The organism is Streptomonospora wellingtoniae, assembly GCF_031845375.1.
GTDB classification, from domain to species: domain Bacteria; phylum Actinomycetota; class Actinomycetes; order Streptosporangiales; family Streptosporangiaceae; genus Streptomonospora; species Streptomonospora wellingtoniae.
Map to the genome: position 1 here is coordinate 1 of NZ_JAVREK010000022.1, position 24,549 is coordinate 24,549.

Here is a 24,549-nt window from a genome sequence, read left to right on the forward strand (position 1 = left end):
TTACTTCGACCGGCGGCCGCGGCCGGCCCGGCAGCGTGCTGATCATGCCAAGCGTCTGCTTGAGGAGTTGTCTCAGGAAGGTTACGACGTTACTCGGCTCTTGCCTTCCCCGGCAGCGTAATCCCAGGTCAGCGGTGACGTGCAGGCCATTTTGGGAATAGATCAACGGCGATGCGTCCGGTCGGGACGGCGCGACCGGCTCCGGTCCCGCGGTCAGCGTCGGCGGCGGACCGCGCTGCCGATCCGGCGCTGGCGGCGCCCCTGCCGCCAGCGCGGCAGCGCGTCGCGGGCCAGGTCGGCGGCGCCGATCAGCCCGGCCTCGTTGCCCAGCTCCGCCGAGACGATGCGCGGCTCGGGGCGGTGGCCGCGCCCGGTCAGCGTGCGCCGGAACGCCCGCCGGGCGGGCTCCAGCAGCAGCTCGCCGCTCTGGGAGACGCCGCCGCCGATGACGAACAGGTCGGGGTCGAAGGCCGCCGCGAGGTTGGCCAGGCCCAGCCCGAGCCAGCCCCCGGCCTCTTCCAGAAGCTCCACGCACGCCATGTCGCCCGCCCGCGCCAGCTCGCTCACCAGCGAACCCGTGATGAGCGACGGCGTGCCCGCCACGGCGCCGAGCAGGCCCCGCGCCACCGGGGAGTCGGCCGCGGCCAGCTCGCGCGCCTCGCGGGTGACGGCGTTGCCGCTGGCGTACTGCTCCCAGCAGCCGCGGTTTCCGCACTCGCAGCGCAGCCCGCCCGGCACCACGGTCATGTGCCCGAACTCCCCGGCCATGCCGTGGCGGCCCCGGTAGAGCTCGCCGCCGATGACGACCGCGCCGCCGATCCCGGTACCCAGGTTGACCACCACCGTGTCGGCGGCGTCGCGCCCGGCGCCCACCCGCGCCTCGGCCCACGCGGCGGCGTTCGCGTCGTTCTCGACGACCACCGGGAGCTGGAGGCGGGAGCGCAGCGCTTCGCGAAGCGGCTCGTCGCGCCAGGACAGGTGGGGGGCGAACAGGACGGTCGCACGCTGCTCGTCGACGAAGCCGGCCGCGCCCACGCCCACCGCCCGCACCGGGAACGCGCGCCGCAGCCGGTCGACCACCTCGACGATGGTGTCTTCGACGACCTTGGGGCTCTTGCTGCGGTCGGGGGTCTCGGCGCGGTCGCGCGCCAGGATGCGGCCGCCGGGTGTCACCACGCCGGCGCCGACCTTGGTGCCGCCGATGTCGACGCCGATCACAAGCCCGCGGTGCTGGATCCGGGCGGCGTTGTCGCGCGAAGAAGCCATCGTTCGGCCACTCTAGACGAACCGGCGCGCCCGGCGGGCGACCCGCGGGCGCGGCCCGACGCTAGACGGCGCGGGACAGCACCGGCGCCTCCCCGGGCGGATCGCCGGGGGCGGGCCCGGGCACCGGCGCGGACGGCGGCTCCAGGTCGTGGCGTCCGGCGATGAGCTCCTGGACCCGGATCTTGGCCTTGATCAGCGGCCGCCGGATGCGCAGGTCGCGGCGGATCGCCTGGCCCAGCTTGGCCGAGCCCGCGGTGTAGCGCCACCGCGCCCACGGCGACCCGGGCACGGCCAGCCGCACGGCCGCCACCACCGAGATCGCCGGTACGAACACCCCGGTCAGCCCGGTCCAGATCTTGCCCTTGAGCAGGCTGATCACCGACCCCGCCAGGTTGACCAGAACCAGCGTCAGCAGTCCCGCCTGGGCGCCGACCTGCCAGCCTCCACCCGGCCCCGCCGACTGCACCCACTCCCAGCCGAAGGGCCGGAATCCGGTCAGTAGCAGGCCGGTGAGCGCGACGGCGACGAACACCGCGTCGACCGAGGCGCGCCCCTGCTCGGTCCAGTACACGTCGCGCAGGTGCAGGATCAGGGCGAACTCGTCGAGCACCAGCGCCGCACCCAGGCCGAAGAGGCCTGCTGCCACCGCGACGGCCGGTCCCTGCCGGTCGGTGATCAGCAGCGCGGCGACGCCGCCGACCATCATCAGAGCCACGCCGAAGACCACGTGATGGATGTGCAGGCCGCCGGGGCGCAGGTTGCCGGGCCACCAGCGGACCCCCGCGCGGATCATCCGCACGCTCATCCGGATCAGCAGGAAGCCGGACACGAAGGCGACGAAGAAGCAGAAGAGCGGCAGCCGGCCCGTCGCCACGACAGTACTGCCGAACCACTCAGCCATCGGACTCCTAGAGTGCGACACCGGCCCGCGGGGTGGAGGAGGCAGGCCGGGGCCCAACACTATGCGGCCCGGGCTGGAGTGGGGCCGCATCGCCGCGGATGCGGACCGGAGGCCGCGCGCCGGGCAGCGGCGGCGGGTCGCTTGCTGCGACCATGGTTCCGCCCTCCAAGCGGTACAGGTGCACGGAGGACGCCCTCTCCCTGCGCCGCGCTCCCCGCTCCCGCGGCCGCCGGTGTGCGCCCTCCCGGGGCGCGGCACCGGCGGCCGCGGCGGTCGGTTCCCGACGCGGCTACGGGTGGGCCGCGCCGATGCGCGGGGCGGCGCCGCCGTGCGGCTCCTGCTCGTGGGGGAAGCGGGAGGCTCCGAGCGCTGGTTCCAGGTCGGAGAGCCAGACGGCCTTCTCGTCGTAGCGGGCGAAGAAGGGCCTGCCCACAAGCTCGGGGTCGCGGGCCTGGATGAAGTGGCAGACGAACACCTTCTCGCCGGCCACCTCGGCGACCCCGTCGATGCACACCTTGCCGGGTGTGGCCGACATGGAGGGGCCGCGCACGGTGCGCGCCAGGCCGGAGACCTCGGCGAAGGCGCCGCGGAAGATCTCGTAGGCCTCGGCCAGCGGGACGGCGAAGTAGTCCTGGGGACCGGTGTCGCGCTCGACGAACATGTAGTAGGGCACCATGCCGTGGCGGACGTGGGTGCGCCACATGCTCGCCCAGGTGGCGGGGTCGTCGTTGATCGTGCGGATCAGCGGCGCCTGGGTGCGGATGACCGCACCCGTGCCGCGGATGCGCGCGACGGCCTGGCGGACCAGGTCGGGCGCCATCTCGTTGGGGTGGGAGAAGTGCGCCATGAAGGCGAGGTTCTTGCCCGCGGCGACGACCTCCTCGAACAGGCGCAGCGTGCCGTCCGAGTCGGGGTCGGTGGTGAAGCGCTGCGGCCAGTACGCCAGCGACTTGGTGCCGATGCGGATCGACTCCAGGGTCTCCACGCCCAGCAGCGGCTCGATGTAGCGGCGCAGCACCGACTCGCCCATGATCATCGGGTCGCCGCCGGTCAACAGGACGCTGGTGACCTCGGGATGCCGGTGCAGGTACTCGACGAGGTGGTCGACCTCGCTGGAGGCGAACTTGAGGTCGGGCTCGCCGACGAACTGCGCCCAGCGGAAGCAGTACGTGCAGTAGGCGTGGCAGGTCTGGCCCTGCTTGGGGAAGAACAGCACGGTCTCGTCGTACTTGTGCTGCATGCCCTCCAGGGGGTCCTTGCCTCCGGAGGTGGGGACGTTGAGCTCCATCTGCCCGGCCGGATGGGGGTTCAGCCGCGCGCGGATCTCGTTGGCGGCGCGGTTCACCTCCGATCTGCTCGCGTCCCGGCGCAGCAGATCCGCCATCCGGGAGACATCGGCGGAGGGCAGCATGTCCGCCTGGGGAAAGACGAGCCGATAGATCGGATCGTCCGGCGCGGCATCCCAGTCGATCAGCTCGTCGACGACGTAGCTGTTGACCCGGAACGGCAGCACCGTGGCGACCGCTCGGACCGCGAGGCGTTCGCCCTCGCCCAGCCCGGCGCGAGCCGTGAGCTCGTCCAGGTGCTTCGTCGTGTAGGCACGAAACCGACGCCCGGTTGACTGGGGCGGGGACGGTGCCGCGTCGTGCGTCAAGCTCACGTGTCTCCTTTCTCAGGGGCGACGGCCCGCCGTGCGGGTGGAGCAGGGCAGGCGGTAGCCGGGGCGCCCACGGTCGGCGGGCTTCCCCTGGTTCATGGACCGGCTGTTGTGGGACCGGGAGGGACGATCGCCCCGAACCGGCCGAAGACCGGTCGAACCCGAATCCTTATAGTTACTACCCATTTTCCCGCCGTCCACTGCTGATCAGGGCTTTTTCGCAGGGCTGTGGGCGCCCGCGGGTCGGGGCGGGAGCCGCTGCGCGTAGCCTGGGCGCGTACGGTCAGGTGCGCCCGTGTGCGGGGTGCCGGCGCCGACCGCGGCCCGCGGCTCCCGCGCCCGGCGGCCGAGGGGCCGATCCCCGGCCCGGCGTTTTCGGCGATCGAATGAGGGGTGCGGGTGACCACACCGCAGGCGGGCGCCCGCGACGGGCGCGGCGGACCGGTCATCGCCCTGGACGCGATGGGCGGCGACCACGGACCGCGGGAGGCGGTCAGAGGCGCCGTCCGGGCCGTGCGCGAACACGGGCTGCGCGTCGTGCTGGTGGGCAGGCGCACCGAGGTCGCGCGGCTGCTCGTCGAGGAGGAGGCCGTGGGCGCCATGCCCGTCCTGCACGCGGAGGACGCGCTGGCCATGCACGAGGGGGCGCTGGCGAGCTGGCGACGCCCGCGGTCCAGCGTCGCGGTGGCCTGCAAGCTCATCCGCCAGGGCGAGGCGAGCGCGCTGGTCTCGGCGGGCTCCACCGGCGGGGTGGTCGCCACCTCGACGGTGCGGCTGCGCGCCCAGCAGGGGATCATGCGGCCGGCCCTGGCCGTGGCGCTGCCGACGCGGCCGCGCCCGACGATCCTGCTCGACGCGGGCGCCAACGCCGACGCCAAGCCCGAGATGCTGGTGCAGTTCGCACACCTGGGCGCCGCCTACGCCCGCAGCGCGTTCGGTGTCGAGGAACCACGGGTGGCGATGCTGACCATCGGCTCGGAGCCGGGCAAGGGCAACCGGCTGGCCCGCAAGACCGCCGAGCTGCTCACGGCCGCCGCCGCGCAGGCCCCGCACGCCACGCGGCTGGATTTCCGCGGCAACGTGGAGGGCCACGACCTGCTCGCGGGCGAGGTCGACGTGGTGGTGACCGACGGTTTCACCGGCAACGTGGCGCTGAAGTCGGTCGAGGGCGCGGTGCGCTTCACCCTGCAGGCGGTCGGCGAGGCGATGACGTCGACCACCATGGCCAAGGCCGGGTCCCTCCTGCAGCGCCGAGCGCTGCGCGAGCTGCGCGACCGGCTGGACAGCGACACCTACGGCGGCGCGGTGCTGCTGGGCCTCAACGGCAGCGTGGTCATGGCCCACGGCGCGAGCCGCGCACCGGCGATCGAGCGCGCCTGCCTGCTGGCCCACGACCTGACCTCCGGCGGGATCAGCGAGGAGGTGCGCAGCCGCGTCCAGGCCGCGGCGCGCACCGCCCGGCGGTCCCGTGTGGGAGGAGCCGAGGACCACGCCCGTTGACGCGAGCCTTCGGACGCGCCGCCTCCTGCGGGCGACGGCGGTCGGTGCGGAGCGCCGCGTCGGCGCGCACAAGCCTGTGGAAACCGCACCGGGGCGGTATGGCAGGTCGGTAGGCTTGACGCCATGGCCGACCCGCAGGAGATCCTCGCAGCACGGGTCCAGTCCGCACTCGGCGCCGCTCTGGGCGCCGATTTCGCCGAGACCGACCCCGTCATCCGTCCGTCCCAGTTCGCCGATTACCAGGCCAACGCCGCCTTGGCGCTGGCCAAGCGCCTCGGCCGAGCCCCGCGCGACGTCGCCGCCGACATCGTCGCGCACCTGGACGTCGACGACATGTGCCGCGAGGTCGAGATCAGCGGCCCCGGCTTCGTGAACCTGACCCTGCGCGACGACTGGATCGCCGGGCGGGCGCAGAACCTGCTGGACGACCCGCGCGCGGGCGTGCCCCGCCAGGACGCCCAGACGGTGGCGATCGACTACTCCGCGCCCAACGTCGCCAAGGAGATGCACGTCGGGCACCTGCGCACCACGGTGGTGGGCGACGCTTTGGCACGCGTGCTGGAGGCGCTGGGCCACGACGTGATCCGCCAGAACCACATCGGCGACTGGGGCACGCCCTTCGGCATGCTGATCGAGCACCTGCTCGACTCCGGCGAGGGATCGGCCGAGGCAGAGCTGGTCAAGAACGACCCCAACGCCTTCTACCAGGCCGCTCGCGAGAAGTTCGACGGCTCGCCGGAGTTCGCGGCGCGGGCCCGCAAGCGGGTCGTCGACCTGCAGGCGGGCGACCCCGAGACCCTGCGGCTCTGGCAGGAGCTGGTCGACCTTTCCACGGTCTACTTCAACCGGATCTACACCGAACTCGACGTCACGCTCACCGATGCCGACCTCGCCGGCGAGAGCCGGTACAACGACATGCTCCCCGGCATCTGCGAGGAGCTGGAGCGCCGGGGCATCGCCGAGATCAGCGAGGGTGCGCTGTGCGTCTTCCTCGACGGCTTCACCGGCCGCGAGGACAAGCCGGTGCCGCTGATCGTGCGCAAGAGCGACGGCGGCTACGGCTACGGCACCACCGACCTCGCCACGGTGAGGTACCGGGTCGAGGAGCTGGGCGCGAACCGCCTGCTCTACGTCGTCGGCGCTCCGCAGTCCCTGCACCTGCGGATGGTGTGGGCGACCGCGCGCAAGGCCGGGTGGCTGCCCGAGGGCATCGACCCCGTCCACGTGCAGATCGGCAACGTGCTCGGCTCCGACGGCAAGATTCTGCGGACCCGCAGCGGCAAGCCCCTGCGGCTGATGGAGCTGCTGGAGGAGGCGGTGGAGCGGGCGGCCAAGGTGGTCGCCGACAACCGCCCCGACCTCGACGAGGCCACCCGCGCCGGCATCGCCCGCGAGGTCGGCATCGGGGCGGTCAAGTACGCCGACCTCTCGGTCTCACACGACACCGAGTACGTCTTCGACTACGACCGGATGCTGGCGCTGAACGGCAACACCGGACCGTACCTGCAGTACGCGACGGCGCGTATCCGCTCCATCTTCCGCAAGGGCGGGGTCGACCCCGCAGCCGCGGCGGGCCCGGTCGCGATCACCGAGCCGGCCGAGCGCGAGCTGGCGCTGTCGCTGCTGGGCTTCGGCCCGGCCGTGGCCTCCGTCGGCGCCACCCTGGAGCCGCACCGGCTGTGCGCCTACCTGTTCGACCTCGCGCAGGCGTTCACCGGGTTCTTCGAGAACTGCCCCGTCCTCCAGGCCGAGGACCCGGCGGTGCGCGCGTCCCGCTTCGCGCTGATCGCGGCGACGCTGCGCACCCTGGAGACCGGCCTGAACCTGCTGGGCGTGCGCGCACCGGAGCAGATGTAGCCGGAGTTTGCCCGCAGGAGCCCCGCCGGCTGCGCACCGTTGCGCACCCGACTGGGGCGCCGGAGGCGGCAGCGGACGGCTGGGGCCGGGGTCGCAGCTGGTCCGGGGGCCGCGGGGAAGCGCCTCGGCGGCGCTCCCCGCCCCGGGCGCTCACACGCGATGCCAGGCCCCGAGCGTAAGGATACGTCGACGCGTCGACGGGTCGACAAGCAAGCGGGTCAAGCCGGGGTGCAGGTCACATGAGGGCGCCGATTGTCGCCCTCATGCCTGCCGATGAAGCCGAACCCCGTGCTCTCGCCGGCGGCCAACTCGCCGTTGCGGCCGGAGTCGCTCACGGTATAGCTGCCCCCGCCGCCGGACACCTCGGCGTTCCACGCGTGATCGATCGTCTGGCCGTCGGGGAAGTCCACCGCCACCCGCCAGCCGCCGATCGACGCGTCGGCGCTGACCGTGACTTCGGCCTGGAAACCGCCGGGCCACTCGTTGGCCACCGAGTAGCCGACCGCGCAGCCGCTGCCGGGCTCAGCCCCGGATCCGGAGGCGTCCTCGCCTCCGCCCCCAGTGCCCTGTGGCGCTGTGCCGCCGTTCGATCCTTCGGTACCGGCACCGCCGGAGGAACCGCCGCCCTCGTCGCCTCCCAACGCCTCGGCCGCCTCGTCCCCATCCGACTGCCCCGACTGCTCAGGCGAGGGTTCCGCGGGTGTCGCCGAAGCGGCCAGAGCTTCGCCGGAGTCCTGCTGCCCTCCGTCGGCCGCAGGGACCTGGCTCGGACCCGGGCTCACGTCGGCCTCGTGCGAGGGAGGAGGCGGCTCGGCCACGTCCACTCCGGTGTCCCCGCCGCCCAGCGCCACGCCCATGATCAGCAGTCCGCTGCAGGCCAGCCCGGCGGACAGGGCTCCGGCTGCCAGCAGGCGGCGCTTGCGCCGCTCCCTCCTGCGCCGTGCCGTCCGAGTGAGGGACGGCTCCACCTCGTGCGTGTCGCTGCTCATTCGGATCGCTGACTACTCGGGGGATGGTCTCGCCGGCGCACGTTCCGTGGAGGACAGGGGACCCGCGATGCACAGGCAGCACAAGGGTACAACCCAGCCACATCACCCCAAGGCGGACGCGGCCGGATCCGGCCGCCGCCGCGACGGCTCGCCCGGGCGGCCCCTGCCCCGCCCGGACGGCCCTTCCGTCGTTCTCCCATCGCCTCCCGGCTCCCCGGCCGGCGATTGACGAAACGGAACAACGTTCCATATGCTTCCGGAACAATGATCCGCTTATGCTTCGCACCGAAGCGACGGCGTCCCATCCTCTTCACCCGCCGTGGGCGCAGGGACCCGGCGGCGGAGGAGGACCCGTCAGACGTCAAGAGAGGCTCAGCATGATTCTGGTCACCGGAGGGCTCGGCTTCATCGGATCCCACACCGTGCGCGCACTCGTGGACATGGGCGAGGACTGCGTGCTGGTCCAACGGCGCAAGGCCGAGCCGCCGGCCTTTCTCGCCGACGCGCCGGTGGCGGTCGAGCAGGCCGACATCACCGACCTCGCACAGCTGCGCGAGGTCGGCGCACGCCACGGGATCACCGGCATCGTGCACCTTGCGGGGTCCATGCCCTGGCCTCCCGGTTCCGATCAGCCAGTCGAGGCGGCACGGAAGGCGATCGGCGGCCTGCTCAACGTCGTGCAGGCCGCTCAGGAGTGGGGCGTGGCGCGCGTGGGCGTCGCGAGCACGATCGGCGTGTACGCGGGTCTCACCGACGATGGCCCGCTCAGCGAGGACATGCCGCTGCCGATGACCGCGCCCCACACGATCCCGACGTTCAAGAAGATCGGTGAGCTGATCAACGGCCACCTGGCCGACGCCACCGGCGTCGACGTCGTCGACTACCGCATCTCCGGGATCTGGGGTCCGCGCGATCCGCACGGCCCGCTGTTCTTCGCCGCCCCCGAGCTCGTCCGCGCTGCGGCCCGCGGGACCGTGCCGGACCTCACCCCGCTCGGGTCCGTGTACGCCGAGGACTCCCTCGACCTGTGCTATGTGAAGGACGCGGCGCGGGCCATCGCGCTACTCCAGCTCGCGGACCGCCTCGGCCACCGCACCTACAACGTCGCGTCCGGCCGCGCGACGACCAACGCCGAGGTCGTCGCCGCGATCAAGACGGTCGTCCCCGACGCCCGGATCGAGCTGCCCAGCGGCGGACCCGTCCGGCAGAGCCACCTCGACACCGCCCGCATCCGCCAGGACACCGGTTATGTGCCCGCCTATGACACCGAACGCGCCGCCGCCGACTACATCGCCTGGCTGCGGGCGGGCAACGAGCACTGAGCGCCGCTCGCGCGGCGGCCCGCACGCCGCCGCTCCGCGCGCGGCCTGGCACGCCCGAGCCGCCGCCGGGCACGTGCGCTCCGCGGGTGCGCTCCGCGGCCTCTGCACGCGCTCGGCCGCGCGCCGGATTCCGGGAGGGCGCCTGACGCACCAGGTCAATAGGGGTAGTCGGGGTACTCTTCCGTGGGCGTGCCGCCGGGCGCCGGGGGGGTGCCCCAGTCGCCGTCCTCCCACGGGGGCCGCTCCGGACCGCCGTCGCCCGATCCGCCTCCGGATCCCGAGCCGCCGCCGTCCTGCCAGTCCTGCCATTCCCGCCAGTCCGGGCCGTCGCCGTCCTGCCCGTCGCCGGAGTCCGACTCGGCGCCGGCGCCGGAACCCGCGCCGCCGTCCGTGCCGTCTCCGCCCGCGCCGCCCTGGTCCTGCGCGCTGCTCTGCGTGTCGGGCACCGCCACCGGGGCCGACGCTTCAGCGGAGATCTGCTGCCCGCCGTCGTCCACCGGGGCCCGGGTCGGGGACGCGCTGGTGCCGCCGGGCGGCGGGGGCGGGTCGTCCACCCCCACTTCGGTGCTCTCGCCGCTCAGCGCCATGCCCGTGACGAGCACGCCGCTGCAGGCCAGGCCGGCGGTCAGGACACCGGCCGCGAGCAGGCGGCGCCTGCGGCGCCGCTCCAGCCTGCGCCGAGCGGTTCGGGTCAGGACCGGCTCCGCGCCTTGGGTATCGCTGCTCATACGGATCGCTGACTACTCGGGGATGGGCGCACAGGCGCCGGTTCCATGGGCGCAGGGGGCCCGCGACGCACAGGGCCACAAGAGTACAACGCGTCCATCCCGGACCAGGCCCCTGAAAGCACCGCAGATCGGCCACGCCGAACCCCGCTGATCTTGTAGCTATCGTGAAGGAAAGCGATTTCCAGTGACGATGGCTACAAGATCAACGGCAATGCGCCGCTCAGCCTTCGGCCAGCAGTTCCTCGATCTCGGCGCGCTCCGGCATGGAGGGCGCCGCTCCCTGCCGCTGGACGGATACGGCAGCGGCCGCCGCGGCGAAGCGCAGCGCGTCCGCGGGCCCGCGCCCCTCGGCGCGGGCGACGGCGAACGCGCCGCAGAACGTGTCGCCCGCGGCCGTGGTGTCCACTGGCACCACCCGGCGAGCCGGCACGTGGACGGGGTCCGCGCCCCGCGCTCCGTAGAGGGAGCCGTCCTCCCCCAGCGTGATGATCGCCTCGGGCACCGTGCGCAGCAGCGCCGCCAGCGCCGCGCGGGGATCGGTCTCACCGGTCAGGGCCGCCGCCTCGTGCTGGTTGGGCACCAGCAGGTCGACGGCCTCCAGCAGGTCTGCGGGCAGTTCGCGGGCGGGCGCCGGGGTCAGCACCGTCGGCACCCCCGCGGCACGCCCGGCCCGCGCGGCCGCGACGACCCCCTCCAATGGCAGCTCCAGCTGCAGCAGCAGGGCCGCGCTGCCCTCGATCAGCGCCGCGTCGCCGTCGCGCAGCCCGGTGACCTCGCCGTTGGCGCCGGGAACGACGATGATCGAGTTCGCGCCGTCGGCCTCCACCACGATGTGGGCGACCCCCGAGGCGCCGGGCACCGTGCGCAGCCGCGACACCTCGACGCCGCAGTCGACGAGGTTCGTGCGCAGCTGCGTGCCGAACGCGTCGTCGCCCACCGCCCCGAGGAAGACCGTGTCGGCCCCGGCGCGAGCCGCCGCCACCGCCTGGTTGGCACCCTTGCCGCCGGGCACCTGGGCGAAGCTGGTGCCCGTGACCGTCTCGCCCCTGCCGGGGGCGGTTTCGACGTAGGCGACGAGGTCGGTGTTCACGCTGCCGAAGACCGCGATGCGCGGCCGCGCCGCGGGGGTGGTGGTCGAAGTCACGCCCCGCACCATATCGGGCGGCCCCCGCGCGCCCGAGCCGCCCCGCCAGGGCGTGCGGCCGCCGGGGGCCGGTCACAGGCCCCCGGTGCCGGTCAGGCGCCCGCCAGGCCCGCCGTGCCGGGCGCCGAGGACTCGTCCCCGGGTCCGCCGTCGAGGTCGACCATCACGGGCGCGTGGTCGGAGGCGCCCTTTCCCTTGCGCTCCTCGCGGTCGATGAGGGCGCCGGAGACGCGCGCCGCCAGCGCGGGCGAGGCCAGCACGAAGTCGATCCGCATGCCCTTGCGCTTGGGGAACGACAGCTGCTTGTAGTCCCAGTAGGTGTAGACGCCCGGACCTGGGGCGTAGGGGCGCACGACCTCGGTGAACCCGGCTTCGACGACGCTCGTGAACGCGTCGCGCTCGGGCTTGGTCACATGCGTGCTGCCCTCGAACTCGGCCATGTCCCACACGTCGTCGTCCTGGGGCGCGACGTTGAAGTCGCCGCACAGCGCGATTCCCGCCTGCGGGTCCTCGGCCAGCCGCTCGGCGCCGTAGGCGCGCAGCGCCTCAAGCCACCGCAGCTTGTAGGTGTAGTGCGGATCGTCGACCTCGCGGCCGTTGGGCACGTACAGGCTCCACACCCGAACGCCGCCGCAGACGGCGCCCAGCGCCCTTGCCTCGGGTGCCTCGGGATCGCCCCAGCCGGGCTGGCCCGGGAATCCGACCTGGACGTCCTCCAGCCCGACGCGGGACAGCACCGCGACCCCGTTCCACTGCGAGAGCCCGTGGTGGGCGACCTCGTAGCCGAGGTCGGTGAAGAGCTCGGTCGGGAACTGCTCATCGCGGCACTTGGTCTCCTGCACGGCGGCGACGTCGACGTCGCTGCGCTGGAGCCAGGCGGCGATGCGCTCGCCGCGCGCCCGGACACTGTTCACATTCCACGTCGCGATTCGCACACCGCCAGGCTAGCGCGCGGGTGTGACAGTGCGCTCGTTCCCGCAGCGGCCGGTCGGGCCGGGGCGGGGTGAGGGAGGGCGGGTGGCGGGTAGGACCAGTCGACAGGAGAGGTCTCGGTGCGGCCGTCCTCCGCACCGAGACCTCCTCCTGCGCGCGCAGCGCTGCCGCGCGCGACCGCCGCGCTTTCGCGGCGCCGGTACTCGTCTTCCGCCGGTACCTGTTCGTGCTCAGTGAGACGGCCGGGACGCGCGTTCGGTTCGCATCGGAGCGCACGAATCCGCGCGCTCGCCTCCGCCCGGCCGCGCTCGGCTCGCGGGCGGGGTCCGTGGCGCGCTATCAGCGATTTCCCAGCGCGCGCACTGCCGCGTCCCAGCACTCTGCGGCATGCTTGCGCCGGGCCGCGGGCCGGATCGGAGCGCGCGGCCCGCCGCCATTGCGCCCGCGCGCAACCCGGACGCGCGGGATCGTGTTCGTGGCGGCTTCGGGGCGCCGGGCATGGCGCGCGCCCGGCGCCCCGGCCGGCGAGGCATCCCGGGCCCGCCGCCTTCGACGCTGTGCGATTCTCGTCCGCCGCGAACGCGCGGGGCTCGCGAGCGTGTCACCGCGTACCGGGCCTGCGGCATCATGGGAGTCCAGGCCGGAGACCGCTCCGGAACCGCTCAGAGGTGGGATGCATGCGCGAGACTGCGACACGCTCGCACGTACTGGTGATCGACGACGAGCCCAACATCCGCGACCTGGTGCAGGCGGCGCTGCGCTTCCACGGATTCAGCGTGGCCACCGGCGAGACGGGCAACGCCTGCCTGGACATGGTGCGCGACCAGGGCGCCGACCTCATCGTGCTCGACGTGCTGCTGCCCGACATCAGCGGCTTCGAGGTCTGCCGGCAGCTGCGCGAATCCGGAGACGAGGTCCCCGTCATCTACCTCACCGCGCGCGACACGCCCTCCGACACCGTCACCGGCCTGTCGCTGGGCGGCGACGACTACGTCACCAAGCCGTTCTCCGTCGAGGCGCTGGTCGCACGCGTGCACGCACTGCTGCGCCGCACGCGCCGCGACGACGGCGGGGGCGGCGAGTCCGACCGCACCGAAGAGGGCGTGCTGCGGGTCGACGACCTCGAGCTGAACGAGCGCAGCTGGACCGTGCGGCGCGCCGGGGTGCCCATCGAGCTTTCGCCGACCGAGTTCCGGCTGCTCGCCTACCTGATGAGCAACGCGGGACAGGTCTTGACCCGCGCGCAGCTGCTGGAGAACGTGTGGGGCTGGGACTACGCCGGGCAGTCCCAGATCGTCGAGACCTACGTCAGCTACCTGCGCCGCAAGCTCGACCCGCTCGGGCCCGCCCTGATCCACACCCAGCGCGGCGTCGGCTACGCCCTGCGGACCCGGGACAGCTCCTAGATGACCCATCGGCGAGGACTGCGCTGGCGGCTGCTGGTGGGGCTGCTCGCGGTCACCGGCACCGGCCTGCTGGTGACCTGCGTCGTCGGCTTCCTCACGCTGCGCAGCTTCATCACCGAACGCATCGACGCCCAGCTCCAGCTCACCGCCGAGCGCGCGATGGTGCGCCTGGAGAACGACACCCCGCCGGCGGGCGTGGACGCGCCCAGCCCTTCCCCCTACTTCGTGGTCCTCCTCGACAGCTCGACCGGCCAGATCACCCAGGTCTACGGCGACAGCTACCGCGAGGACGTCGTGCTGGACCGCATCCGCGCCATACCGCTGAAGGACTGGCGCGGCTACGCCTCCACGGGGGAGATCTTCGAGCTGGAAGGCGTCGACGCCAACGTCGCCCCCTACCGCGCGACGGTGCGGCTGCGCACCGACACGATCATGGTCGCCGGGGTGCCCACGGGCGACCGCGAGCAGTACCCCTGGCAGCTCGTGATGACCCAGCTGGTCACAGCCACTCTGCTGCTGGGCGGGCTCACTCTGGCGGGCCGCTGGCTGATCGGCCGCGGCCTGCAGCCGCTCGACGACATGGCCACCACCGCCAATCGGATCAGCGTCGGCTCGGACATGTCGGTGCGGATGCCGGGCTCGGTCCCGCACAGCGAGGCCGGGCGCCTGTCGCTGGCCATCAACACGATGCTGCAGCGCATCGAGGACGCGTTCGCCGCCCAGCGCGCCTCCGAGGAGCGGGTGCGCTCCTTCGCCGCCGACGCCTCGCACGAGCTGCGCACCCCGCTGACGACCATCCGGGGCTACGCCGAGCTGTACCGGCAGGGCGCCATCCCCGACGCCGAGCTGGCGGGGGCGATGGAGCGCATCGAGAACGAGTCGCAGCGCATGAGCCGGCTCGTCGCGGAGCTGCTGGAGCTTGCGCGGCTGGACCGCACCGGTTCGCTCCAGCACGGCGAGGCCGACCTGACCGCGCTGTCCGAGGAGGTCGTGCGGGACGCGCGCGCCTTGGAGCCCCAGCGCGAGTTCGTCCTGGAGGCGCCCGCGGAGCTGTGGTGCGTCGCCGACGAGGCGCGGCTGCGCCAGATCCTGGCCAACCTGCTGGCCAACGTCCGCGAGCACACCCCCGAGGAGACGCCGGTCGCGGTGCGGCTGCGCGCAGAGGACGGGTACGCGGTACTGGAGGTGGCCGACCAGGGCCCCGGCATGGTCCCCGACGACCTGCGGCGCGCCTTCGACCGCTTCTACCGCGGCAACCGCACCCCCGGCAGCGGGAGCGGGCTGGGCCTGTCCATCGTGCAGGCGATCGCCGAAGCGCATGGCGGCGGCGTCGACCTCGACTCGGCGCCCGGCCGGGGTACCAGGGTGCGGGTGCGGATCCCGCTGCGCACATCGGACCCGGACCCGCACCGCCCGGACTGAGTGCGGCGGACCGGGGGCGCGCACCGCCGCCGCGCCCTGCGGGACCGCTGCGCGCGCCGGGACGTCCGCCATGCTTCACCGGAACTACCGACGGGTAGAAGCGTGGCACAGGAAACGACTATCCCGGCGCGACGCTGGTGCTGGTGAGGTGATCCGACGACATGACCGCGGTGAACCGCGAATCCGCTCCCGAGCACGTCGACGAGCGCCAGGCCCGCGCGGTGGCCGAGGCCGCCCGCGAGACCGAATGGCGCAGGCCCAGCTTCGGCAAGGAGCTCTACCTCGGCCGACTGCGGCTCGACCTCGTCCACCCCTATCCGCGCCCCTCCGCCGAGACCGTGGAGGAGGGCGAGGAGTTCATCGCCCGCCTGCGCGAGTTCTGCACCACCATCGACGCCCAGCGCATCGAGCGCGAGGACCGCATCCCCGACGAAGTCATGCGCGGCCTCAAGGAGCTGGGGGCGCTGGGCATGAAGATCCCCCGGGCCTACGGCGGTCTCGGGCTGAGCCAGCTCTACTACAACCGTGCGCTCACCCTCGTCGGCTCGGTCTCCCCCGCCATCGGTGCGCTGCTGTCGGCGCACCAGTCCATCGGCGTCCCCCAGCCCTTGCGGATGTTCGGCACCGAGGAGCAGAAGCGCGCGTTCCTGCCGCGCTGCGCCACCACCGACATCAGCGCGTTCCTGCTGACCGAGCCCGACGTGGGCAGCGACCCGGCGCGGCTGCACTGCACCGCCGCGCCCACCGACGACGGCTCGGCCTACCTGCTCGACGGCGTGAAGCTGTGGACCACCAACGGCGTGGTGGCCGACCTCCTTGTCGTCATGGCGCGGGTGCCCCAGAGCGAGGGGCACCGCGGCGGTATCACCGCCTTCGTCGTCGAGGCCGGCTCCGAGGGCATCACCGTCGAGAACCGCAACCGCTTCATGGGGCTGCGCGGCCTGGAGAACGGCGTCACCCGCTTCCATCGGGTGCGCGTCCCCGCCGAGAACCGGATCGGCGGCGAGGGCAAGGGCCTCAAGATCGCCCTCTCGACGCTGAACACCGGGCGGCTGTCGCTTCCGGCGATGTGCGTCGGCGCCGGCAAATGGTGCACCAAGATCGCCCGCGAGTGGTCGCGCGAGCGCGTCCAGTGGGGCAGAGCGGTCGGCCGCCACGAGGAGGTCGCCAAGAAGGTCGCCTTCATCAGCGCCACCACCTACGCGATGACCGCCATGCTGGATTTGGCCAGCCAGTTCGCCGACGACGAGCGCAACGACATCCGCATCGAGGCGGCCATCGCCAAGCTGTGGTGCTCGGAGATGGCTTCGCGGATCGCCGACGAGCTGGTGCAGCTGCGCGGCGGCCGGGGCTATGAGACCGCCGAGTCGCTGGCGGCCCGCGGCGAGCGCGGCATCCCCGCCGAGCAGACGCTGCGCGACCTGCGCATCAACCGGATCTTCGAGGGTTCGACGGAGATCATGCACCTGCTTATCGCGCGCGAGGCGGTCGACGCCCACCTCTCGGTGGCCGGCGACATCATCGACCCCGAGGCCGACCCGCGGGCCAGGGCCCGCGCGTTCGCGAAGGCGAGCGGCTTCTACGCCGCCTGGCTGCCCACGCTGGTGGTCGGCGAGGGGCAGCGCCCCGGCTCCTTCGGCGAATTCGGGCCGCTGGCCGAGCACCTGCGCTACGTCGAACGCGCCTCCCGCAAGCTCGCGCGGTCCACCTTCTACGGGATGTCGCGCTGGCAGGGGCGGCTGGAGAACAAGCAGGGCTTCCTCAGCCGGGTCGTCGACATCGGCGCCGAGCTGTTCGCGATGAGCGCCGCCGTGGTGCGGGCCCAGCGCGACCGCGAGGACAGCCCCGAGCGCGGCCGGGGCGCCTACGAGCTGGCCGACGCCTTCTGCCGCCAGTCACGCCTGCGCGTCGACGCACTGTTCACCGCGCTGTGGGCCAACACCGACGACATCGACGGCAAGCTCAGCCGCCGCGTCCTCGACGACCGCTACACGTGGCTGGAGGAGGGCGTCGTCGACCCCTCCACCCCCGGCCCGCTCATCGCCCCCGCCGAACCCGGGCCCTCGGCCAAGGAGGATGTGCACCGCAGGACGGGCTGACGGCGGCCGCGGAATGTCTCAGGCCCCGAGTAGCCTCGGGACGCATGGACGACTCAGCTCCGGCGCACCCCCGCCGCGACTCCGTGCTCTCTGCGGCGCAGGCGCGCCGGGTCGCGCTCGCGGCCCAGGGATTCGCCGACCGGCGGCCCTCCGGCGCGCCCACGGCCCGGCACCTGCAGCGGGTGATCGACCGGATCGGGGTCATCCAGATCGACAGCGTGAACGTGCTGACCCGCAGCCAGTACCTGCCCGTGTTCGCACGCCTGGGGGGCTACGACCCCGCGCTGCTGGACCGCGCCGCCACCCGGCGCGGCGGCCGGCTGGTGGAGTACTGGGCGCACGAGGCCAGCCTGATCCCCCCGGCCACCCACCGGCTCCTGCGCTGGCGCATGGCACGCGCCCGCGACGAGGCGTGGGGCGCCATGCGGCGCGCGGCCGACGACCACCCCGGCCTCGTCAAGGCCGTGCGCGCCGAGGTCGAGCGCAGCGGCCCGGCCACGGCCCGGCGCATCGAGGAGGCGCTGGAGCACGGCGCCGACCGCCCGCGCGACCACTGGGGATGGAACTGGTCGGTGGTCAAGCGGGCGCTGGAGTTCCTGTTCTGGTCGGGCGAGATCACCACCGACGGCCGTACCGCGCAGTTCGAGCGCCGCTACGACCTCACCGAGCGGGTGCTCCCGGCCGCGGTCCGCGACGCCCCCGACCCCGAACCCGCCGAGGCCCGGCGCGAGCTGATGGCGATCGCCGCACGCGCGCACGGGGTCGGCACCGAGGTGTGCCTGCGCGACTACTTCCGGCTCGGCGCCGCCGAGGCCCGCACGGCCCTGGCCGAGCTGGTCGAGTCCGGCGAGGTGGTGCCCGTCGGCGTCGCCGGGTGGCAGCGTCCCGCCTACCTGCACCGCGACGCCCGCGTCCCGCGCAGGATCGGCGCCAGCGCGCTGCTGAGCCCGTTCGACTCGCTGGTGTGGGAGCGCTCGCGCGCCGAGGGCCTGTTCGGCTTCCGCTACCGGCTGGAGATCTACGTTCCTGCGGCCAAGCGGGTGCACGGCTACTACGTTCTGCCGTTCCTGCTGGGCGACGCCCTGGTGGCGCGCGTCGACCTCAAGGCCGACCGCCGCGCCGGGCTGCTGCTCGTACGGCGAACCACGCTGGAGGAGTCCGCTCCGGGCGGGACCGCCGACGCACTCCGCGCCGAGCTGGAGCGCATGGCGGCGTGGCTGGGCCTCGCCGAGGGCGTGCGCTACGAGGGCTGACGCCCCCGCTCCGGCGGGTCCCACCGCCCCGGCCGGGGCGCGCGTTCAGGCGCCGGGCGGCGCGTTCAGCTCCTTTGCCAGCTCCTCGAACACCAGGTCGTCGCGCTTGGGCAGGCCGAACCGCTCGTCACCGTAGGGGAAGGGCGCCGTCTCTCCGGTGCGCCGGTACCCGCGGCGCTCGTACCAGCCGATGAGGTCGGCGCGCTGGCGCAGCACCGTCATCCGCATGCTCGTGCAGCCCAGCTCCTCGACCGCCGTGCGCTCGGCCTCGGCGAGCACACTCCCGCCCGTCCCGCCGCCCTGGGCGCCCGGCCACACCGCGAACATGCCGAAATAGGCCGAGCCGTCCCCGCCGTCGGCGAGCTCGCAGCAGGCCGCCACCCGCCCGCCGCGCTCGGCGATGAGCACCCGGGTGCCGGGCCGGGCCAGCAGTTCGGCGATCTGCCCGGCGTCGACCCGTCGGCCGCCCAGCAGGTCGGCCTCGGTGGTCCAGCCCTGCCGCGAGGCGTCGCCGCGGTAGGCGGCGTTGACCAGGTCGACGAGTGCCGCCACGTCGTCTTCAGCGGCGTGGCGGAAGGCCGTCTGCGGCCGTCCGCCGACGTGCGGCGCGCCCGCGCGGGTCTGCCCTTCGATCGCCACACCGTTCTCCTCTCTGCCTGCAAGAGCTCCCGTCAGATTACTCGGGGGTCGCGCGTTGACGGCGGCCGCCCCGGACGCCCGCCCGCCGCAGTCACCGGCCGCGCAGCCCCTCCGCTTGCCGCTTGCACAGTACTGACCATGCGGTCAAACTAATGACCAATAGGTCAATGATGAGGGGACGGTGCGCCATGGACGGGAACGCGTCGACCGGGGACGAGAAGGAAGTACCGGGGGAAGCGACCGAAGCCGCGTCGCCGCACCCGAAACGCCGTCGGCGGTGGACCGCCTGGGCGGTGGCCGCACTGCTGCTCGTCGCCGTCGGATGCTGGGCGGCCGCACCGGACGGCCCGCCTGTCGGCCACTTCACCTCCGCGCGAGGCCACGACCGGTTCTTCGCGGCGTACGAGCGGGCGATGGCGGAGTTTCCCGAGCCTGACGCGACTCTCGACCTGCGAACGGACTACGGGGTGGTGCGGATGTACCGGTTCGACGGTGCCGATTCCGGGAACGCCCCGCTGGTCCTCCTGCCCGGCCGGGCTTCGGCGTCGCCGATGTTCGCAGGCAATCTGCCCTCCCTGCTGGAGATCGGCACCGTCTACACCGTCGACCTGATCGGCGAGCCCGGCGCCAGCATCCAGACCCGCCCGATCCGCGACGGCGCGGACCAGGCCCTGTGGCTGCACGAGGCGCTGTCCCAGCTGCCCGAACCCGAAGTGAACCTGCTCGGGGTTTCCATCGGCGGCTGGGCGGCCATGAACCTCGCGGTCCGGCAGCCGGACACCGTCGCGAGCGCGACTCTGGTCGATCCGGCGATGACCTTCGCGGACATACCGCTGGAGACGGCGGTGCGGTCCATTCCGGCCACGGTCTCCTGGACTCCGGACAGCTGGCGGGAGGACTTCAACAGTTGGACCGCGGGTGGTGCGCCGGTGAAGGACTTGCCTGTGGCGAAGATGATCGAGTCGGGAATGGAGAACTACGCCGCGAGACTGCCGCTGCCGAACCGGTTCTCCGCGGACCGGCTCGGATCCGCGGCGACCCCGGTACTGGTGATCATCGCCGGCCAGTCCGTCATGCACGATCCGGATGAGGCCGCACGCAATGCACAGGAAACGCTCATCCGGGGTACCGTGCTGACCTACGACGACGCGTCCCACGCGGCCAGCGGCGAATACCCCGGAGAGATCGCAGCCGACGTAGCGGATTTCCTGAGCGATGTGGAGAGCTAGAGGTGGAGAGGCATCGACGGCCGACCATCACAGAGCAGGCCCGGCGCGCGCAACTGATCTCGGTCACCATCGAACTCGTCGCCGCCCGCGGCTACGCCGGCTGCTCGCTGCAACGCATCGCGGAAGCTGCCGGTGTCACCAAAGGCGCGGTGATCTACCACTTCGAGTCGAAGAACGCGGTCATCGGTGCCGCATACGACGAAGTCGTCGGCGCCCTGGCAAGGCGGGTCCACTCCGCACTGCACGACGCCTCGGGCCCGGCCGACGCGGTCGACGCCTACGTGGAGTCGACGATCGGGTACATGGCCGCGAACCCCGCGCACGTGCGCATGCTCGTAGAGGCGCTCAGCCCCGCCAACGAAGCGGGGATCGCCGACCATCCGGGCTCGGCTGCACGCTGGCAGGCGCTCGCGGAGTTGATCACGGCAGCGCTGGAGGCAGGCGAGTACCGCCCGGAAACCGACGCCAAGACGCTGGCGATCATCCTCAACGGAGCGATCGACGCGGTGGTGGCCCAGACTCTCGCTGATCCCGGCTACGACCTCGCCGGGAGCACGGCCTACGTCCTGGATATGCTGCACCGCACCGCTCTGCCCCCCACCCCCCGTTGATCTTGTAGCTATCGTGAAGTAAAACGATTTCCAGTGACGATAGCTACAAGATCAACGGTGATTTCCCGTGCGCTGGGCTACACGCGTTCGACGATGGTGACGTTGGCCTGGCCGCCGCCCTCGCACATGGTCTGGAGCCCGTAGCGGCCGCCCGTGCGGCGGAGCTCGTGGAGGAGCTTGGTCATCAGCACGGAGCCGGTGGCGCCGAGGGGGTGGCCCAGGGCGATCGCGCCGCCGTTGGGGTTGGTCCTGGCGGGGTCGGCGCCGAGCTCCTCCGTCCAGGCCATCGGGACCGGGGCGAAGGCCTCGTTGATCTCGGTGACGTCGATGTCGCCGATGCCCAGCCGCGCCTTCTCCAGGGCCGCGCGGGTGGCGGGGATGGGGGCGGTGAGCATGTAGACGGGATCGTCGCCCATCAGCGCGAGCTGGACGATCCGGGCCATCGGCCTCAGCCCGTGGCGCTCCACCGCGCGCTCGGAGGCGATCAAGAGGGCGCCCGCACCCACGGAGACCTGGCTGGCCACGGCGGCCGTCAGCGCCCAGCCCTCGCGCAGCGGATCCAGCGCGGCCATCTTCTCCAGCGTGGTGTCGGGGCGCACACCCTCGTCCCGGGAGACGCCGGCCAGCGGTGCGATCTCGTCGTCGAAGCGGCCGGCGTCGCGGGCGGCTGCCGCTCGGCGGTGGCTCTCCAGCGAGTAGCGCTCCAGGTCCTCGCGGCTGTAGCCCCACTTCTCGGCCATCAGCTGCGCACCGCGGAACTGCGAGATCTCCTGGTCGCCGTAGCGCTTGGTCCAACCCTCGCCGAACAGGGGCAGGCCGGCGTCGATGGCGAACTTCGCGTTGGCGCCCATGGGGACCATGCCCATGTTCTCCACGCCCGAAGCCACGACGAGGTCCTGGGTGCCCGACATGACGCCCTGGGCGGCGAAGTGCACGGCCTGCTGGGAGGAGCCGCACTGCCGGTCGATGGTGACCCCGGCGGTGGTCTCGGGCAGGCCCGCCGACAGCCAGGCGGTGCGCGCGAGGTCGAGGGCCTGCGGCCCGACCTGGCTCACACAGCCCATCACCACGTCCTCGACCGCCTCGGGGTCCGCCCCGGTGCGGTCCATCAGCTCCTTGAGGACGTGTGCACCCAGGTCGGCCGGGTGCACGCCCGCCAGGGCGCCCTTCTTGGTGCCTACCGGGGTCCGGACGGCCCCGACGATGTATGCCTCAGCCACTGTGCCCTCCTGGGGAGACTCCGGTGCTCGCAGCGTATCGATCCTTAACCGAACCATATTCGGTTTCGGCGTGCGGGCAAGGCCCCGGGTGCCGGTCCGCCTCGGCGCAGGAGCCTCAGACGCGCCTGAGCCGCGGCCCTTCGGCCGCGAGGTCGGCGTCCCCCTCGTCGCCGAGGGAGTCCCGCGCGACCTCGCGCAGCACCCTCGCGAGCTCGGGGCGGCCCTCGACGGAGAGGTCGGCCAGCGCCTCGCGCAATGCGCGCTCCTGGGCGTCCAAAAGCCGCCCAGCCACCGCGCGCCCGGTGCCGTTCAGCCGCCAGGCACCGTCGCCGGACTCGGCGAGCAGGTCTGCACGGTACAGCTCCTCGTGTACGGGCACCAGCCCCGCCTCCGGGCGGTGACACAGCCGCGCCAGGTCCGCACCGGGGATCGCGCCGGTGGCCGCGATGTGGGTGGCGGTCCAGCACGCCGCAGGCGACAGTTCGACGCCGGCCGCCGCGGCCAGCCCTTCGTACATGCGGCGCGGCCCCTGGGCACCCGCCGCCCGGTAGGCCGCGGCCTCGATGCGCTCCAACGGCTCGCGGCCGCTCACCACCGGCGCGAACACCTCGTCCAGGTCGGGCGTGCCGATCGTGCCGCGCAGCGGGACCGCCTTGAGGAACAGCGCGAACACGACCGCCGCGGCGGCCACGGGAACCGCGTAGAGGAACGCAGTGCCGATCGCGCCGGCGTATGCGTCCAGCAGGTCCGCCTGGGCGCCCGGCGGCAGCGCGTCCAGAGCGCTCGGGTCGGTCTCCAGCCGCTCGACCGGGACCCCCCGCGGCAGGTCCGCACCGGCGGCGCGCTCGCGCAGGTCGGCGGCGAGCCGCCCGGCCAGGACCGAGCCGAACACCGCGGTGGCGAACGACCCGCCGACGGAGCGGAAGAAGGTGCCGGCCGAGGTGGCCGCGCCCAGGTCGGTGTAGTCGACGGCGTTCTGCACGGCGGTGAGCGCCACCTGCATCGCCGCGCCCAGTCCGCAGCCCAGCAGCAGGAGGTACAGGCTGATCAGCGCCATCGGGGTCTGCGGGCCCAGCGTGGCCAGCAGCCCGATCGCGACCGCGGCCGCCGCCATGCCCGCTGCGGGGACGGCCTTGTAGCGGCCGGTGCGGGCGACCAGCCGACCGGAGGCCGCGGAGGCGGCCAGCATCCCCAGAACCGCCGGCAGCAGGTGCAGGCCCGAGGCCGTCGGCGAGTAGCCGTGCACCACCTGCAGGAAGAGCGGCAGGTAGGCCATCGCGCCCATCATCGCGAACCCGGCGCAGGCCAGCACCGCCATGCCCGCCGCCACCGTGCGGCGGGCGAAGAGCTCCGGCGGCATCACCGGCTCGGCGGCCCGGCGCGCGCCGGCGAACCACAGCACCGCCAGCACGGCCGCGGCACCGGTCAGGCCGAGCACGGTCGGAGAGGCCCACGGGTGGAGGCTGCCGCCCCAGGCGAGGACCAGCGTGAGGCACACCGCGGCGCCCGCCGGCAGCAGGATGCCCGCGTAGTCGATGCGGCGGCGCTTTCGCCCGCCGGCGGCCGCGGGCAGCGCCAGCAGCACCGCGGTGAAGGCGACCAGACCCAGCGGCAGGTTGATGTAGAACACCCAGCGCCAGCTCAGGTGGTCCACGAACAATCCGCCCAGCAGCGGCCCCGCCACGCTCGCCGTGCCGAAGGAGGCGCCGAAGAGCCCTTGGTAGCGGCCGCGTTCGCGCGGCGGTACGACGTCGCCGATCATCGCCATGACCAGCGTCATGAGCCCTCCGCCGCCGATGCCCTGAAGCGCGCGGAAGCCGATCAGCTGCGGCATCGACTGCGCGGCGCCGCACAGCGCCGATCCGGCGAGGAAGATCAGGATGCAGGCCAGGAACAGGTTCCTGCGGCCGTACCGGTCGCCGAGCCTTCCCCACAGCGGTGTGCTCGCGGTGACGGCCAGCAGGTAGGCGGTGATCAGCCAGGACAGGTGGTTGAGCCCGCCGAGGTCGCCGACGACGGCGGGCAGTGCGGCGGCGACGATGGTCTGGTCGAGGGCCGCCAGAAGCACGGCGAGCAGCAGCGCCGCCAGCACCGCGACGACGCCGCCGCCGTTCCGCTGCTCCTTCCGCCCGCGCTGCTGCGCTGCGTGTCTACCCATCGGCCAGGGCCCCCTGATCGGCGCCGGAACGGATGCAGGCGCGTCGCTGCGTGGCCGGCAGCCTAGACAGACCACCGGCGGGGAGCGCGCCGCCGGGCGGGCGCTGCACCGGACTTTGCGGAACTTTCATCCGCGGCTGCCGAACCGAATCGCGCTCGGTTACGGTGGTGCTGCGCGCGGGGCGCGGGCGCGCGGCAAGGCGGAGCCCGCTAGAC

The 24,549-nt window shown here is 73.2% G+C and carries 19 protein-coding genes; 9 read left to right on the top strand and 10 right to left on the bottom strand.

The features are described 5' to 3' along the window. Window positions 1-213 precede the first annotated feature (213 nt). The 3 genes from RM446_RS18645 to RM446_RS18655 all read right to left on the bottom strand — a co-directional run bounded on the left by RM446_RS18645 (window position 214) and on the right by RM446_RS18655 (window position 3,827). Entirely contained in the window at window positions 214-1,266 is a 1,053-nt protein-coding gene (locus tag RM446_RS18645) for an ROK family glucokinase (RefSeq protein ID WP_311546635.1), read from the bottom strand. Between the two features lie 61 nt (window positions 1,267-1,327). After that, window positions 1,328-2,167 (bottom strand): hypothetical protein, encoded by an 840-nt coding sequence (locus RM446_RS18650; RefSeq protein ID WP_311546636.1) that lies wholly within the window; start codon window positions 2,165-2,167, stop codon window positions 1,328-1,330. Window positions 2,168-2,456: 289 nt separating this feature from the next. Then, entirely contained in the window at window positions 2,457-3,827 is a 1,371-nt protein-coding gene (locus tag RM446_RS18655) for a KamA family radical SAM protein (RefSeq protein ID WP_311546637.1), read from the bottom strand. Window positions 3,828-4,223: 396 nt separating this feature from the next. Here RM446_RS18655 and plsX point away from each other — a divergent pair, with 396 nt between their 5' ends. Then, a complete protein-coding gene (gene plsX / locus RM446_RS18660) occupies window positions 4,224-5,324 on the top strand; it encodes a phosphate acyltransferase PlsX (RefSeq protein WP_311546638.1) in 1,101 nt (366 codons plus the stop codon). A 123-nt stretch (window positions 5,325-5,447) separates the two neighbouring features. After that, window positions 5,448-7,181 (top strand): arginine--tRNA ligase, encoded by a 1,734-nt coding sequence (gene argS / locus RM446_RS18665; protein WP_311546639.1) that lies wholly within the window; start codon window positions 5,448-5,450, stop codon window positions 7,179-7,181. A 218-nt stretch (window positions 7,182-7,399) separates the two neighbouring features. On the opposite strand, the gene RM446_RS18670 is transcribed toward argS, so the two are convergent. Then, the gene (locus RM446_RS18670; RefSeq protein ID WP_311546640.1) at window positions 7,400-8,170 is read right to left on the bottom strand and encodes a cellulose binding domain-containing protein; all 771 of its coding nucleotides are present in this window, start codon (window positions 8,168-8,170) and stop codon (window positions 7,400-7,402) included. Between the two features lie 377 nt (window positions 8,171-8,547). Between RM446_RS18670 and RM446_RS18675 the strand changes: the two genes are divergently transcribed. Further along, window positions 8,548-9,492 (top strand): NAD-dependent epimerase/dehydratase family protein, encoded by a 945-nt coding sequence (locus RM446_RS18675; RefSeq protein WP_311546641.1) that lies wholly within the window; start codon window positions 8,548-8,550, stop codon window positions 9,490-9,492. Window positions 9,493-9,647: 155 nt separating this feature from the next. Here the strand turns inward: RM446_RS18675 and RM446_RS18680 are convergent, their stop codons facing one another. The 3 genes from RM446_RS18680 to RM446_RS18690 all read right to left on the bottom strand — a co-directional run bounded on the left by RM446_RS18680 (window position 9,648) and on the right by RM446_RS18690 (window position 12,299). After that, a complete protein-coding gene (locus RM446_RS18680) occupies window positions 9,648-10,220 on the bottom strand; it encodes a hypothetical protein (RefSeq protein ID WP_311546642.1) in 573 nt (190 codons plus the stop codon). Window positions 10,221-10,440: 220 nt separating this feature from the next. Then, entirely contained in the window at window positions 10,441-11,364 is a 924-nt protein-coding gene (locus tag RM446_RS18685; protein ID WP_311546643.1) for a ribokinase, read from the bottom strand. Window positions 11,365-11,456: 92 nt separating this feature from the next. Further along, entirely contained in the window at window positions 11,457-12,299 is an 843-nt protein-coding gene (locus RM446_RS18690; protein ID WP_311546644.1) for an exodeoxyribonuclease III, read from the bottom strand. A 675-nt stretch (window positions 12,300-12,974) separates the two neighbouring features. Here RM446_RS18690 and RM446_RS18695 point away from each other — a divergent pair. The 4 genes from RM446_RS18695 to RM446_RS18710 all read left to right on the top strand — a co-directional run bounded on the left by RM446_RS18695 (window position 12,975) and on the right by RM446_RS18710 (window position 18,477). Next, window positions 12,975-13,703: a response regulator transcription factor gene (locus RM446_RS18695; protein ID WP_311546645.1), complete on the top strand. Its 729-nt coding sequence runs from the start codon at window positions 12,975-12,977 to the stop codon at window positions 13,701-13,703. Beyond that, entirely contained in the window at window positions 13,704-15,125 is a 1,422-nt protein-coding gene (locus RM446_RS18700; RefSeq protein WP_311546646.1) for a sensor histidine kinase, read from the top strand. It begins immediately after the preceding gene. 161 nt (window positions 15,126-15,286) lie between these two features. Continuing rightward, window positions 15,287-17,224, top strand: a complete 1,938-nt coding sequence (locus tag RM446_RS18705) for an acyl-CoA dehydrogenase family protein (RefSeq protein WP_311546647.1) — start codon at window positions 15,287-15,289, stop codon at window positions 17,222-17,224. A gap of 44 nt (window positions 17,225-17,268) precedes the next feature. Next, a complete protein-coding gene (locus tag RM446_RS18710) occupies window positions 17,269-18,477 on the top strand; it encodes a winged helix-turn-helix domain-containing protein (protein WP_311546648.1) in 1,209 nt (402 codons plus the stop codon). 45 nt (window positions 18,478-18,522) lie between these two features. On the opposite strand, the gene RM446_RS18715 is transcribed toward RM446_RS18710, so the two are convergent. Beyond that, the gene (locus tag RM446_RS18715) at window positions 18,523-19,110 is read right to left on the bottom strand and encodes a GNAT family N-acetyltransferase (RefSeq protein ID WP_311546736.1); all 588 of its coding nucleotides are present in this window, start codon (window positions 19,108-19,110) and stop codon (window positions 18,523-18,525) included. A 194-nt stretch (window positions 19,111-19,304) separates the two neighbouring features. On the opposite strand from RM446_RS18715, the gene RM446_RS18720 reads away from it, so the two are divergent. Both RM446_RS18720 and RM446_RS18725 read left to right on the top strand, forming a co-directional pair. Next, window positions 19,305-20,345 carry an alpha/beta fold hydrolase gene (locus tag RM446_RS18720; protein ID WP_311546649.1) on the top strand — a complete coding sequence of 347 codons (1,041 nt, stop codon included), beginning with the start codon at window positions 19,305-19,307 and terminating at the stop codon, window positions 20,343-20,345. Window positions 20,346-20,347: 2 nt separating this feature from the next. Further along, the gene (locus RM446_RS18725) at window positions 20,348-20,956 is read left to right on the top strand and encodes a TetR/AcrR family transcriptional regulator (protein ID WP_311546650.1); all 609 of its coding nucleotides are present in this window, start codon (window positions 20,348-20,350) and stop codon (window positions 20,954-20,956) included. 77 nt (window positions 20,957-21,033) lie between these two features. On the opposite strand, the gene RM446_RS18730 is transcribed toward RM446_RS18725, so the two are convergent. Together RM446_RS18730 and RM446_RS18735 are read right to left on the bottom strand one after the other, a co-directional pair. After that, window positions 21,034-22,176: an acetyl-CoA C-acetyltransferase gene (locus tag RM446_RS18730; RefSeq protein ID WP_311546651.1), complete on the bottom strand. Its 1,143-nt coding sequence runs from the start codon at window positions 22,174-22,176 to the stop codon at window positions 21,034-21,036. Window positions 22,177-22,291: 115 nt separating this feature from the next. Next, window positions 22,292-24,334 carry an MDR family MFS transporter gene (locus RM446_RS18735; RefSeq protein ID WP_311546652.1) on the bottom strand — a complete coding sequence of 681 codons (2,043 nt, stop codon included), beginning with the start codon at window positions 24,332-24,334 and terminating at the stop codon, window positions 22,292-22,294. Window positions 24,335-24,549: the final 215 nt, after the last annotated feature.

What these genes read in the sequence shown, in the direction of transcription:
- RM446_RS18645 (WP_311546635.1), bottom strand. Translation starts at nt 1,266, where the DNA reads ATGGCTTCTTCGCGCGACAACGCCGCCCGGATCCAGCACCGCGGGCTT.
- RM446_RS18650 (WP_311546636.1), bottom strand. Translation starts at nt 2,167, where the DNA reads ATGGCTGAGTGGTTCGGCAGTACTGTCGTGGCGACGGGCCGGCTGCCG.
- argS (WP_311546639.1), top strand. Translation starts at nt 5,448, where the DNA reads ATGGCCGACCCGCAGGAGATCCTCGCAGCACGGGTCCAGTCCGCACTC.
- RM446_RS18670 (WP_311546640.1), bottom strand. Translation starts at nt 8,170, where the DNA reads ATGAGCAGCGACACGCACGAGGTGGAGCCGTCCCTCACTCGGACGGCA.
- RM446_RS18675 (WP_311546641.1), top strand. Translation starts at nt 8,548, where the DNA reads ATGATTCTGGTCACCGGAGGGCTCGGCTTCATCGGATCCCACACCGTG.
- RM446_RS18680 (WP_311546642.1), bottom strand. Translation starts at nt 10,220, where the DNA reads ATGAGCAGCGATACCCAAGGCGCGGAGCCGGTCCTGACCCGAACCGCT.
- RM446_RS18695 (WP_311546645.1), top strand. Translation starts at nt 12,975, where the DNA reads ATGCGCGAGACTGCGACACGCTCGCACGTACTGGTGATCGACGACGAG.
- RM446_RS18700 (WP_311546646.1), top strand. Translation starts at nt 13,704, where the DNA reads ATGACCCATCGGCGAGGACTGCGCTGGCGGCTGCTGGTGGGGCTGCTC.
- RM446_RS18705 (WP_311546647.1), top strand. Translation starts at nt 15,287, where the DNA reads ATGACCGCGGTGAACCGCGAATCCGCTCCCGAGCACGTCGACGAGCGC.
- RM446_RS18710 (WP_311546648.1), top strand. Translation starts at nt 17,269, where the DNA reads ATGGACGACTCAGCTCCGGCGCACCCCCGCCGCGACTCCGTGCTCTCT.
- RM446_RS18720 (WP_311546649.1), top strand. Translation starts at nt 19,305, where the DNA reads ATGGACGGGAACGCGTCGACCGGGGACGAGAAGGAAGTACCGGGGGAA.
- RM446_RS18735 (WP_311546652.1), bottom strand. Translation starts at nt 24,334, where the DNA reads ATGGGTAGACACGCAGCGCAGCAGCGCGGGCGGAAGGAGCAGCGGAAC.